At 61.6% G+C, this 12695-nt stretch carries 8 protein-coding genes; 7 read left to right on the top strand and 1 reads right to left on the bottom strand.

From position 1 onward, the window contains the following. Nucleotides 1-46 precede the first annotated feature (46 nt). Nucleotides 47-574, top strand: coding sequence for a gluconokinase (gntK, locus tag BVU99_RS05135; protein ID WP_016930399.1), 528 nt, complete (start codon nucleotides 47-49; stop codon nucleotides 572-574). A gap of 30 nt (nucleotides 575-604) precedes the next feature. Here the strand turns inward: gntK and BVU99_RS05130 are convergent, their stop codons facing one another. Next, nucleotides 605-1198: a YhgN family NAAT transporter gene (locus BVU99_RS05130; RefSeq protein ID WP_004930825.1), complete on the bottom strand. Its 594-nt coding sequence runs from the start codon at nucleotides 1196-1198 to the stop codon at nucleotides 605-607. 319 nt (nucleotides 1199-1517) lie between these two features. Here BVU99_RS05130 and asd point away from each other — a divergent pair, with 319 nt between their 5' ends. The 6 genes from asd (at nucleotide 1518) to glgP (ending at nucleotide 12678) form a co-directional block, all read left to right on the top strand. Continuing rightward, on the top strand, nucleotides 1518-2621 hold the full coding sequence (gene asd, locus BVU99_RS05125) for an aspartate-semialdehyde dehydrogenase (protein ID WP_016930397.1): 1104 nt from the start codon (nucleotides 1518-1520) through the stop codon (nucleotides 2619-2621). Between the two features lie 443 nt (nucleotides 2622-3064). Next, a complete protein-coding gene (gene glgB, locus BVU99_RS05120; protein ID WP_089196337.1) occupies nucleotides 3065-5251 on the top strand; it encodes a 1,4-alpha-glucan branching enzyme in 2187 nt (728 codons plus the stop codon). Continuing rightward, the gene (gene glgX / locus BVU99_RS05115; protein ID WP_043138967.1) at nucleotides 5248-7230 is read left to right on the top strand and encodes a glycogen debranching protein GlgX; all 1983 of its coding nucleotides are present in this window, start codon (nucleotides 5248-5250) and stop codon (nucleotides 7228-7230) included. The genes glgB and glgX overlap by 4 nt, the downstream gene beginning before the upstream one ends. Before the next feature lie 15 nt (nucleotides 7231-7245). Further along, the gene (gene glgC / locus BVU99_RS05110) at nucleotides 7246-8523 is read left to right on the top strand and encodes a glucose-1-phosphate adenylyltransferase (RefSeq protein WP_025304566.1); all 1278 of its coding nucleotides are present in this window, start codon (nucleotides 7246-7248) and stop codon (nucleotides 8521-8523) included. 135 nt (nucleotides 8524-8658) lie between these two features. After that, nucleotides 8659-10089 (top strand): glycogen synthase GlgA, encoded by a 1431-nt coding sequence (gene glgA, locus BVU99_RS05105; protein ID WP_099817015.1) that lies wholly within the window; start codon nucleotides 8659-8661, stop codon nucleotides 10087-10089. 141 nt (nucleotides 10090-10230) lie between these two features. Further along, complete coding sequence (glgP, locus tag BVU99_RS05100; protein ID WP_025304564.1) at nucleotides 10231-12678, top strand: glycogen phosphorylase; 2448 nt, start codon at nucleotides 10231-10233, stop codon at nucleotides 12676-12678. The last annotated feature ends 17 nt before the right edge of the window (nucleotides 12679-12695 follow it).

Raw genomic sequence — 12695 nt, 5'->3', positions numbered from 1 at the left:
GACGCATTTGGCGCGCTCGCGCCAGTTCCCATAGGGGCATGACACAATGAGCAATCCGCAGAATCACGTATTTATCCTGATGGGCGTATCCGGCAGCGGCAAATCCGCCGTAGCCAGCACTGTCGCCCACGAGGCCGAGGCCGCCATGCTGGACGGCGATTATCTGCATCCGCGCGCCAACATCAACAAAATGGCTGCCGGGCACGCGCTGGACGACAACGATCGCGCCCCGTGGCTGGCGGCCTTGAACGACGCCATCTTCGCCATGCAACGCACCAATCCCGTGTCGCTGCTGGTCTGCTCTGCGTTGAAAAAAAGCTATCGTGACCGCCTGCGCGAAGGGAATAGCAACCTGCATTTCCTCTACCTGAAAGGCGACAAGGCGGTGATCGAGGAGCGCCTGAAGCAGCGCAAAGGTCACTTCTTCAAACCGCAGATGCTGGTTTCGCAGTTCGCCACGTTGGAAGAGCCGGGCGAGCAGGAGCCGGATGTGCAAGCGATTGACATCAACCAGCCGCTGGACGGCGTGGTCGCCGATACGCTCGCCTATATTCGCCGCGTTACCGCCCGCTGAGCGCGGGCCGTTGTCGGCGCTGCCAGGCGCCTACAGCTTCATGTAAGCCCGCACGCCGTCCAGGAACATCTGGGTCGACAGCATCACCAGAATCAGCCCCATCAACCTCTCCAGCGCGCTGACGCCTTTGCTGCCCAGCAGGCGCAGGAACAGGTTCGACATCAGCAAAATGGCCGCAGAGAGACCCCAGGCGATCAACAGCGCTGCCACCAGATGGGGCAGCTGATGCGGATACTGGTGCGACAGCAGCATCAGCGCCGCCAGAATCGATGGCCCGGCCACCAGCGGGATCGCCAGCGGCACCAGGAACGGCTCCTCGCCGGCGGACAGCCCGGAGCTGTTCCCCTCCTGCGTGGGGAAAATCATCTTGATGGCGATCAGAAACAGGATGATGCCGCCGGAAATGGAGACGGTTTCGGTACGCAGGTTGAGGAACGCCAGAATTTTCTCGCCGGCGAACAGGAAGATCAGCATCAGCAGCAGGGCGATCAGCAGTTCGCGGATCAGCACCACCCGGCGGCGGCGCGGTTCCAGGTGCTTGAGCACCGACATGAAAATCGGCAGGTTGCCCAGCGGATCCATAATTAAAAACAGCAATACCGTAGCGGAAATCATCTCTGTCATGGTGACCTCGTGATCGGGAAAACGCCTCGGCCTTTTCGGCCGCGTCCTTGCCTATACCCTATGGATTTCAAATTGCAGCTAGGCGCCCAGCGATCGCATCCCCAGGAGCTTACTCAAGTAAGTGACTGGGGATGCGATCGTGCAGGTAACAACGCTGCAGTTTGAAAGACGACGGGTATATAAGAAGGATTGCTGAGAAATCCTCAGCCATCGAATAAATTCACTTTGCGCCCGCGCCGACATTTTGTAAGGTGAGGAGATATTGCACACAACTCGTTATCACCTACATAAGCCCTTATCCGGGCGGGATACAGATATTATGAAAAACGTTGGTTTCATCGGTTGGCGCGGAATGGTCGGCTCGGTTCTCATGCAACGCATGACGGAAGAGCGCGATTTCGACGCCATTCGCCCGGTCTTTTTCTCCACCTCGCAGCACGGTTCTGCCGCGCCGGCCTTCGGCGGCCAGCAAGGCACGCTGCAGGATGCGTATGACATCGACGCACTGAGCGCGCTCGATATCATTATTACCTGTCAGGGCGGCGATTATACCAACGAAGTCTATCCTAAGCTGCGCGCCAGCGGTTGGCAGGGTTACTGGATCGACGCGGCCTCGTCGCTGCGCATGCAGGACGACGCCATTATCATCCTGGATCCGGTCAACCACGCGGTGATCCAGCAGGGCCTGGACAAAGGCATCAAAACCTTCGTCGGCGGCAACTGCACCGTCAGCCTGATGCTGATGTCCCTCGGCGGCCTGTTCGCTAACGATCTGGTGGAGTGGGCGTCGGTCGCCACCTACCAGGCGGCCTCCGGCGGCGGCGCGCGCCACATGCGCGAACTGTTGACCCAAATGGGTATGCTGCACGCCGACGTGGCGAAAGAGCTACAGGACCCGGCTTCCGCCATTCTGGATATCGAGCGCAAGGTGACCGAAGCCACCCGCAGCGGCAAACTGCCGACCGATAACTTCGGCGTGCCGCTGGCCGGCAGCCTGATCCCATGGATCGACAAGCAGCTCGACAACGGCCAGAGCCGCGAAGAGTGGAAAGGCCAGGCGGAAACCAACAAGATTCTGAACACCGGCAGCGTGATCCCGGTCGATGGCCTGTGCGTGCGCGTGGGCGCGCTGCGCTGCCACAGCCAGGCGTTCACCCTGAAGCTGAAAAAAGACGTGTCGCTGCCGGAAATCGAGCAGATGCTGGCGACGCACAACGACTGGGTGCGCGTGATCCCGAACGACCGCGAGCTGACCATGCGCGAACTGACGCCGGCGGCGGTGACCGGCACGCTGAATACGCCGGTCGGCCGTCTGCGCAAGCTGAACATGGGGCCAGAGTACCTGTCGGCGTTCACCGTGGGCGACCAGCTGCTGTGGGGCGCGGCCGAGCCGCTGCGCCGCATGCTGCGCATCCTGTTGTAAACCCGCACTTCCTGGGGGCTGGCTGATTTCAGCCCCCTAAAGCCTTATTTTCCGCCTTTTTGTTCGCCGCGCACCGCGTCGGACAACGTCACCGCAAGCTTCGTTTCACTGGGCTCCACCCCGCATATCGCCTCGTCGGCCGCCGCATTCAGACGCCGCCGGGCTGGCAGTTTTCTTAATGAAGAATTTTCCTGAGCAATGCTGAGCAGTTTTTAACAGACATTGGCTATGCTTAACGCATGGGTGAACACTTTTTCACCATGACTGAAATATTTCAAAAAATAAGCATAAAGAGCGAAATTCAGGTCGGCAGAGTAAAGATTGGTCAATAACCGACCGCAATCACGCTTTAGAGTCCGAATGCATTGCATGATGACCAAAACGGCCAAGGAATAACCAACAAGCCGTGCTTAGATCATGCTGTTAATCTAAGGAAGAAGACTATGCCTGTACTTCCCGATCGTGACGTGATTGATCAGATCATCTCCGGCCATTACGCCGACCCTTTTGCTCTGCTTGGCATGCATGTGACCGATAACGGTCTGCAGGTGCGCGCGCTGCTGCCGGACGCCGGCGCAGTCTGGCTGGTAGAACAGCAAACCGGCCGGCGGCTGGTGCAGCTGAACTGCGACGATCCGCGCGGTTTCTTCAGCGCCGTGGTGCCGCGGCGAAAAAATCCTTTCCGCTATCAGCTGCAGGTCAGCTGGCGCGATCACCAACAGACTGTCGACGATCCCTACCGGTTTGGCCCGCTGCTGCAGGATATCGACAGTTGGCTATTGGCCGAGGGCACGCATTTGCGTCCCTATGAACGGCTGGGCGCCCACCTCGTTACGCTGGATGGCATCGACGGCGTCAGTTTTGCGGTCTGGGCGCCCAACGCCCAGCGCGTCTCGGTGGTGGGGGAGTTCAACTTCTGGGACGGCCGCCGCCATCCGATGCGTCTGCGGCGTGAGAACGGCATTTGGGAGCTGTTCCTGCCCGGCGTGCGGGCCGGCCAGCTGTACAAATATGAAATCGTCGATTGCTACGGCAATACCCAGCTGAAAGCCGATCCTTACGCCTTTGAGGCGCAGATGCGCCCGGATACCGCCTCGCTGGTGGCGCCGCTGCCGGAGGGGGTGCCGTCGACGCCGGCGCGCCGCCGCGCCAACGATTTTGACCAGCCGATCGCCATCTACGAGGTGCATCTTGGCTCATGGCGCCGCCACACCGATAATCACTTCTGGCTTAGCTATGGCGAGCTGGCGGTGCAGCTTATCGACTATGTGAAGGACATGGGGTTCACCCATATCGAGCTGTTGCCGATCAACGAGCACCCGTTCGACGGCAGCTGGGGCTATCAGCCGCTGGGGCTGTATGCGCCGACCCGTCGCTTCGGCACGCCGGCCGATTTCAGGGCGTTCGTGGCGGCGGCGCATGAGGCGGGCATCAACGTGATCCTTGACTGGGTGCCGGGGCACTTCCCGAGCGACGCCTACGGCCTGGCGAATTTCGATGGCACTGCGCTGTACGAATACGCCGATCCGCGCGAGGGCTACCACCAGGACTGGAATACGTTGATCTACAACTACGGCCGTCACGAGGTGCGCAACTACCTGGCGGGCAACGCGCTGTATTGGCTGGAGCGTTTCGGTATCGATGCGCTGCGAGTCGATGCGGTGGCGTCGATGATTTATCGCGACTACAGCCGCGCCGACGGCGAGTGGGTGCCGAATTACTACGGTGGCAACGAGAACCTGGAGGCCATCGCCTTCCTGCGTTATACCAACCAAACTATTGGCCAGGCGCAGCCGGGCGCGGTGACGCTGGCGGAGGAGTCCACCGACTATCCCGGCGTCACTCTGCCGCCGGACGCCAACGGCCTGGGGTTCCACTACAAATGGAACCTCGGCTGGATGCACGACACGCTCAATTACATGAAGTGCGATCCGGTGCACCGCAAATATCACCACAACCAGATGACCTTCGGCATGCTGTATGCCTATACCGAGAACTTCGTGTTACCTATCTCGCACGATGAAGTGGTGCACGGCAAAAAATCGGTCCTCGACCGCATGCCGGGCGACGCCTGGCAAAAGTTCGCCAACCTGCGCGCCTATTACGGGTTTATGTGGGCGCATCCGGGCAAAAAGCTGCTGTTTATGGGCTGCGAATTCGCGCAGGGGCGCGAGTGGAATTTCGATACCAGCCTCGACTGGCATTTATTGGAGGGGTTGGATAATTGGCATAACGGCGTGCAGCGGCTGGTGCGCGATCTGAACCACTGCTATCGGCAGCAGGCGCCGCTGTACGAGCGCGACTACCGGCCGGACGGCTTCGAGTGGCTGGTGGTCGACGATCACGATAACTCGGTGTTCGCCTTCGCGCGCTACGATTCGCAGGGCAATGAGCTGATCGCCATCAGCAACTTTACCCCGGTGCCGCGCTACCGCTACCGCATCGGCCTCTCGCGCGCCGGTGACTACCGCGAGATCCTCAATACCGATTCGCACCACTATCACGGCAGCAACGCCGGCAATCAGGGGCGGGTCTCTTCCGAAGCGGTCGGCAGCCACGGCCGCGACTTCTCCATCTGCGTAACGCTGCCGCCGCTGGCGACCATTTATCTGCTGCGGGAGGCGCCATGACGGAGCTGACGGCCGGCCTCGCCGCGCCGCTGGGCGCGCATTACGACGGCGAAGGCATCAACTTTACCCTGTACTCGGCGCACGCCGAGCGGGTGGAGCTGTGCCTGTTCGACGGCCAGCAGCGCGAAGTACGCCTGCCGCTGCCGGCGCGCAGCGGCGATATCTGGCATGGCTATTTGCCGGGCGGCAGGCCGGGGCAACGTTACGGTTACCGGGTCTATGGCCCGTTTGATCCGACGAACGGACAGCGTTTCAACCCCAACAAACTGGCGCTCGATCCGGCCGCGCGCGCGGTGGAAGGGCCGGTGGGGGACCACCCGCACCTGCACGGCGGTTACGAGCAGCCGGACCCGCACGACAGCGCAGAGCTAATGCCGAAATGTGTGGTGGTGGACGAACGGTATGACTGGCAGGACGATCGCCCGCCTGCCACGCCCTGGGGCCAGACGGTGATTTATGAAGCGCACGTGCGCGGCCTGACGCTGCTGCACCCGAAGATCCCGCCGGCGCTGCGCGGCAGCTTCGCCGCATTGGGGCACCCGGCGATGGTCGCCCACTTCAAACGCCTCGGCATCACCGCGCTGGAACTGCTGCCGGTGCAGCAACATACCTCCGAACCGCGCCTGCAGCGGTTGGGGCTGATCAACTATTGGGGCTATAACGTGCTGGCGCCCTATGCGCCGGACAACCGCTACGCCAGCCTGAGCACCGAGGGCACGCCGCTGAATGAATTTCGCGATGCGGTCAAGGCGCTGCACCAAGCCGGCATCGAGGTGATCCTCGACGTGGTGTTTAACCACAGCGCCGAGCTGGACAGGGACGGACCGATGCTGTCGCTGAGCGGCATCGATAACCTGAGCTACTACTGGCTGACGCCCGAAGGGGACTATGTCAACGACACCGGCTGCGGCAACACGCTGCGGTTGGATCAGCCGCAAGGCGTGGCCTGGGTGATGGATTGCCTGCGTTTTTGGGTACGGGAGTGCCACGTCGACGGCTTCCGTTTCGATCTGGGCAGCGTGCTCGGCCGCACGCCGGAGTTCGATCGCGATGCCCCGCTGTTCCAGGCGATGCTGGCGGACGATGTGCTGTCGCGCTGCAAGCTCATCGCTGAACCCTGGGACGTTGGCCCCGGCGGCTATCAGGTGGGGGCGTTTCCCGGCCGCTTCGCCGAATGGAACGACCATTACCGCGATGACATGCGCCGTTTCTGGCTACAGAGCGGCGTGTCGCTCGGCCAGTTCGCCCGGCGTTTTGCCGCTTCCAGCGATCTGTATAACCAGCGCGGGCGAGCGCCTTACGCCACCGTCAATATGCTGACCGCCCATGATGGTTTTACCCTGCAAGACGTGGTCAGCTTCAATGAGAAACACAATCAGCCCAACGGCGAGGGCAACCGCGACGGCAGCGATCGCAATTTCAGCAACAACCACGGCGTCGAAGGCCTGGTGGCCGACGACGCCATTGTACAACGCCGCAGGGCCAGCCAGCGGGCGATGCTCGCTACGCTGTTGCTGTCCCAGGGAACGCCGATGCTGCTGGCCGGCGATGAACAGGGACACAGCCAGCAGGGGAACAACAATGCCTATTGTCAGGACAACGCCACCACCTGGCTCGATTGGGCCACGGCGGACGATGCGCTAACCGATTACGTCGCGGCGCTGATCGCGCTGCGCCGCCAGATCCCCGCGCTGCAGCAGGACCGCTGGTGGCAGCAGGATGACGGCAGCGTGCAGTGGCTGAACGCGCAAGGGCAGGCGCTCGACGCGCAGCAGTGGGAGCAGGGCGAGCCGCTCATGCAGATCCTGCTGTCGCAGCGCTGGCTGCTGCTGATCAACGCCACGCCGCAAACGACGGAGATGAGGTTGCCGGAAGGCGATTGGCAGGTTGTCGCCCCGTTCACTCAGGAAGACTCACGGGCGGTATTGCCCGCCTGGCACCAGGCCGCGCGCTCGCTTTGCGTACTGGTACGGAAATAATAAAAGGAGTCCGCTATGGTTAGGTTTGAAAATAAAGACCCCCTGATGTTGGCGCGCCAGTTGCCGATTAAATCCGTAGCGCTGATCCTGGCCGGCGGCCGCGGTTCACGTCTGAAAGATTTGACCTCCACCCGCGCCAAGCCCGCCGTCCACTTTGGCGGCAAATTCCGCATCATCGACTTCGCCTTGTCGAACTGCCTGAACTCCGGCATCCGCCGCATCGGCGTGATCACCCAATACCAGTCGCACACGCTGGTGCAGCACATTCAGCGCGGCTGGTCATTCCTCAACGAGGAGATGAATGAGTTCGTCGATCTGCTGCCGGCCCAGCAGCGCCTCAGCACCGAGCATTGGTACAAGGGCACCGCAGACGCGGTGTACCAGAACCTGGATATCATCCGCCGCTACGAGGCCGAATACGTGGTGATCCTGGCGGGCGATCACATCTACAAGATGGATTATTCGCGCATGCTGATCGACCACGTCGAGAAGGGCGCTCAGTGCACTGTGGCTTGCCTGCCGGTGCCGCGCAGCGAGGCCGGTGAATTCGGCGTGATGAAGGTGGATGAAAGCGATCGCATCATCGAGTTTCTGGAAAAACCCACCGATCCGCCGGCGATGCCGGGCAACCCGGATATGTCGCTGGCCAGCATGGGCATCTATATTTTTAATGCCGCCTACCTGTTCCAGCTATTGGAGGAGGATATGTCGACCCCCGGCTCCAGCCACGACTTCGGCAAGGATCTGATCCCGAAAATCACCGCGCAGCAGGCGGCGTGGGCACATCCGTTTACCTTATCCTGCGTGACGTCCAACCCCGACTTGCCGCCGTACTGGCGCGACGTGGGCACGCTGGACGCCTACTGGCGCGCCAATCTCGATCTGGCGTCGGTGACGCCGGAGCTGGACATGTACGACCGCGCCTGGCCGATCCGCACCCACATGGAACCGCTGCCGCCGGCCAAGTTTGTGCAGGATCGCTCCGGTAGCCATGGCATGACCATGAATTCGCTGGTGTCCGGCGGTTGCATCGTGTCCGGGTCGGTGGTGGTGCATTCGGTGCTGTTCCCGCGCGTGCGAGTGAACTCGTTTTGCACCATCGACTCTACCGTATTGTTGCCGGACGTGAACGTCGGCCGTTCCTGCCGCCTGCGGCGCTGCATCATCGACCGCGCCTGCCACATTCCGGAGGGCATGGTGATCGGGGAAAACGCCGATGAGGACAGCAAGCGTTTTTATCGCTCGGAAGGCGGCATCGTGCTGGTGACGCGCGAAATGTTGTCAAAATTGTGAGTTAACGTGGGCGGCAGAACGATAGCCTGCCGCCCGATGAACGGTTCGATGGCTTGCGCAACGCGGCACACATAACAGCGGCAAGCCTGCTTTATTTCTTATCCAGAGGCCTTCGGCCGACTTTCAGGAGTGATAATGCAGGTCTTACACGTATGTTCTGAAATGTTCCCCCTGCTGAAAACGGGCGGACTCGCAGACGTGGTTGGCGCACTGCCGGCGGCGCAAATCGCCGAAGGCGCCGATGTTCGGGTGCTATTGCCCGCTTTCCCTGACGTACGCAACGGCATTCCGGACACCGTGCTGGTGGCGGAAATCGATTCGTTCGCCGGCCGGGTGGGCCTGCGTTACGGCACCTATCATGGCGTGGGCATTTACCTGATCGATGCGCCCTGGCTGTATGACCGGCCGGGCAGCCCGTACCACGATCAGTCCATGTACGCCTACCCCGACAACCACCGGCGCTTTGCGCTGCTGGGCTGGATGGCCTGCGAGCTGGCCAAGGGGCTGGATCGCTACTGGCGCCCGCAGCTGGTGCACGCCCACGACTGGCACGCCGGTCTCAGCTGCGCCTATCTGGCCGCCAACGGCCACCCGGCGCGTTCGGTGTTCACGGTGCACAACCTGGCCTACCAGGGGCTGTTCTCCGCCCATCACGTGACCGAGCTGTGGCTGCCGGCGTCGTTTTACAGCGTCTATGGCCTGGAGTTCTACGGCCAGATGTCGTTCCTCAAGGCCGGGTTGTTTTATGCCGACCACGTGACCGCCGTCAGCCCGACCTATGCGCGCGAGATCACCCGGCCGGAGTTCGGCTACGGCATGGAGGGGCTGCTGCAGGAGCGGCAGCGGCAGGGCAGGCTGAGCGGCATCCTCAACGGCGTGGACGACAAGATTTGGGATCCGACCCACGACCCGCGGCTGAGCGCCCGCTATGACGCCGACGATCTGAAAAGCAAGGTCAAAAACAAGCTGCATCTGCAAAAGGCCATGGGGCTGAAGGTGGACGAATCGCTGCCGGTGTTCGCGGTGGTGAGCCGATTGACCAGCCAGAAAGGCCTCGATCTGGTGCTGCAGGCGTTGCCCGAATTGCTGGCGCAGGGCGGGCAGTTGGCGCTGCTGGGCGCCGGCGACGCGGTGCTGCAGCAGGCGTTTCTGGCCGCCGCCGCCGACTACCCTGAGCAGGTCGGCGTGCAGATCGGTTATCACGAATCCTTCTCCCACCGCATCATCGGCGGCGCCGACGTCATTCTGGTGCCGAGCCGCTTCGAGCCCTGCGGCCTGACGCAGCTCTACGGCCTGAAATACGGCACGCTGCCGCTGGTGCGCCGTACCGGCGGGCTGGCGGACACGGTGGTGGACTGCGCCCTAGAGAACCTGGCCGACGGCACCGCCAGCGGATTTGTGTTCGACGATTGCGACGCCGTTGCGCTGGGCAACGCCATCCGCCGCGCCATGGTGCTGTGGAGCCGGCCGAAACACTGGCGCCACGTTCAGCGTCACGCCATGAGCGTGGACTTCGGCTGGCCGGTGGCGGCGAAAGAGTATTTATCGCTTTATCAACGCTTGTAGCCCGCGTTTCGCGTCTCGGGTTGACGCACGGCGGGCAGCCGTAAGGGTAGATTGTCGGGGCGCGGCGTACCGCGTCCATGTTCAGCGGAGCCCGCTATTCCGCGGCGAATGGCGGGGCTCCCTACAAGGGATTAAAAAGCCATGACTTCACCGTTTAGTTACACCTCACCTACGGTCAGTGTGGAAGCGCTGAAACACTCCATCGCCTATAAGCTGATGTTTATCGTCGGCAAGGATCCGGCTATCGCCAACCGGCACGATTGGCTGAACGCCGTGCTGTTCGCGGTGCGCGATCGCATGGTGGAGCGCTGGCTGCGTTCCAACCGCGCCCAGCTGTCTCAAGACGTGCGGCAGGTGTATTACCTGTCGATGGAGTTCCTGATCGGCCGCACCCTGTCTAACGCGCTGCTGTCGATGGGCATCTATCAGGATATCGACAATGCGCTGAATGAGATGGGGCTGAACCTGGCGGAGCTGCTGGAGGAAGAGAACGACCCCGGGCTCGGTAACGGCGGTCTGGGCCGGCTGGCGGCCTGCTTCCTCGACTCGCTGGCCACGCTGGCGCTGCCGGGGCGCGGCTATGGCATTCGCTATGAATACGGCATGTTCAAGCAGAACATCGTCAACGGCCAACAGATGGAATCGCCGGACTACTGGCTGGAGTACGGCAATCCGTGGGAGTTTCCGCGCCATAACACCCGCTACAAGGTGCGCTTCGGCGGCCGCGTGCAGCAGGAGGGCGCCAAGGCGCGTTGGCTGGAGACCGAAGAAGTCGTGGCCATTGCCTACGATCAGGTGATCCCCGGTTTTGACACTGACGCCACCAACACGCTGCGGTTATGGGGCGCGCAGGCCAGTAACGAGATCAACCTCGGCAAGTTCAACCAGGGCGATTACTTCGCGGCGGTGGAAGATAAAAACCATTCGGAGAACGTGTCGCGCGTGCTGTATCCGGACGATTCGACCTCCTCCGGGCGCGAACTGCGGCTGCGGCAGGAGTATTTCCTGGTGTCGGCCACGGTACAGGATATCCTCAATCGCCATTGGCTGATGCACAAAACCTTCGACAACCTGGCGGACAAAATCGCCATTCACCTCAACGACACCCACCCGGTATTGTCGATTCCCGAGCTGATGCACCGGCTGATCGACGAGCACAAATTCAAGTGGCTCGACGCCTGGGAAGTGGTGGAGCAGGTGTTCTCTTACACCAACCACACGCTGATGAGCGAGGCGCTGGAAACCTGGCCGCTGGACATGATAGGCCGCATCTTGCCGCGCCACCTGCAGCTGATTTTCGAAATCAACGATCACTTCCTCAAGATGGTGCAGGAAGTGGCGCCGGGCGACAACGATCTGCTGGCGCGGGTCTCGATCATCGACGAAACCAACGGCCGCCGGGTGCGCATGGCGTGGCTGGCGGTGGTGGCCAGCCACAAGGTCAACGGCGTTTCCGCTCTGCATTCTGAACTGATGGTGCAGTCGTTGTTCGCCGACTTCGCCCGGCTGTTCCCGACTCGTTTCTGCAACAAAACCAACGGGGTAACGCCGCGTCGTTGGCTGGCGCTGGCCAACCCGCCGTTGGCGGCGGTGCTGGACGACTGCATCGGCCAAACCTGGCGCACCGATCTCAGCCAGCTGAGCGAGATCCAGGCCAATATCGACTACCCGAGCTTCCTGCAGGCGGTACAGCGCGCCAAGCGGCAGAACAAGGAGCGGCTGGCGCTGTATATCGCCAAAACGCTCAACGTGGTGGTCAACCCGGATGCGTTGTTCGACGTGCAGATCAAGCGCATCCACGAGTACAAACGGCAGCTGCTCAACGTGCTGCATGTCATCACGCTGTATAACCGTTTGCTGGACGATCCGGAGATCGAGCGCGTGCCGCGGGTGGTGATCTTCGCCGGCAAGGCGGCCTCGGCCTACTATGCCGCCAAGCAGATCATCCGCTTGATCAACGACGTGGCCAAAGTGATCAACAACGATCCGCGCGTGCATACCCAGTTGAAGGTGGTGTTCATTCCGAACTACGGTGTCAGCCTGGCGCAGATCATCATCCCGGCGGCGGATCTGTCCGAACAGATCTCGCTGGCGGGCACCGAGGCCTCGGGCACCAGCAATATGAAGTTCGCGCTGAACGGCGCGCTGACCATCGGCACGCTGGACGGCGCCAACGTCGAGATGCGCGAGCATGTGGGGGAGGAGAATATCTTTATCTTCGGCAATACCGCCGAGCAGGTCGAGGAGCTGCGCCGCAACGGTTACAACCCGCGCCAGTACTATGAGCAAGACCCGGAGCTGCATCAGGCGCTGACGCAGATCGCTACCGGCGTGTTCAGCCCGGAAGAGCCGAAACGCTATGGCAATCTGTTCGACTCGCTGGTCAACCTCGGCGACCACTATCAGCTGTTGGCGGATTACCGCAGCTATGTGGACACGCAGGACAAGGTGGACGAGGTCTATCTCAATCAGGACGAATGGACGCGGCGCGCGGTGCTGAACATCGCCAACATGGGCTACTTCTCCTCCGATCGCACCATTCAGGAATACGCGGACGAAATCTGGCACATTCAGCCGGTGAAGCTGTAAAGCGGGACAGGAAAAAA

Source organism: Serratia sp. OLAL2, assembly GCF_002752475.1.
In the GTDB taxonomy this organism is placed as follows: Bacteria; Pseudomonadota; Gammaproteobacteria; order Enterobacterales; family Enterobacteriaceae; genus Serratia; species Serratia bockelmannii.
The sequence above is the reverse complement of the archived record's forward strand: the minus strand, read 5'-3'. Positions and strand labels throughout refer to the sequence as shown.

Coding starts and splice junctions, on each gene's coding strand:
- asd (WP_016930397.1), top strand. CDS start 1,518: ATGAAAAACGTTGGTTTCATCGGTTGGCGCGGAATGGTCGGCTCGGTT.
- glgX (WP_043138967.1), top strand. CDS start 5,248: ATGACGGAGCTGACGGCCGGCCTCGCCGCGCCGCTGGGCGCGCATTAC.
- glgA (WP_099817015.1), top strand. CDS start 8,659: ATGCAGGTCTTACACGTATGTTCTGAAATGTTCCCCCTGCTGAAAACG.
- BVU99_RS05130 (WP_004930825.1), bottom strand. CDS start 1,198: ATGACAGAGATGATTTCCGCTACGGTATTGCTGTTTTTAATTATGGAT.
- glgC (WP_025304566.1), top strand. CDS start 7,246: ATGGTTAGGTTTGAAAATAAAGACCCCCTGATGTTGGCGCGCCAGTTG.
- glgB (WP_089196337.1), top strand. CDS start 3,065: ATGCCTGTACTTCCCGATCGTGACGTGATTGATCAGATCATCTCCGGC.
- gntK (WP_016930399.1), top strand. CDS start 47: ATGAGCAATCCGCAGAATCACGTATTTATCCTGATGGGCGTATCCGGC.
- glgP (WP_025304564.1), top strand. CDS start 10,231: ATGACTTCACCGTTTAGTTACACCTCACCTACGGTCAGTGTGGAAGCG.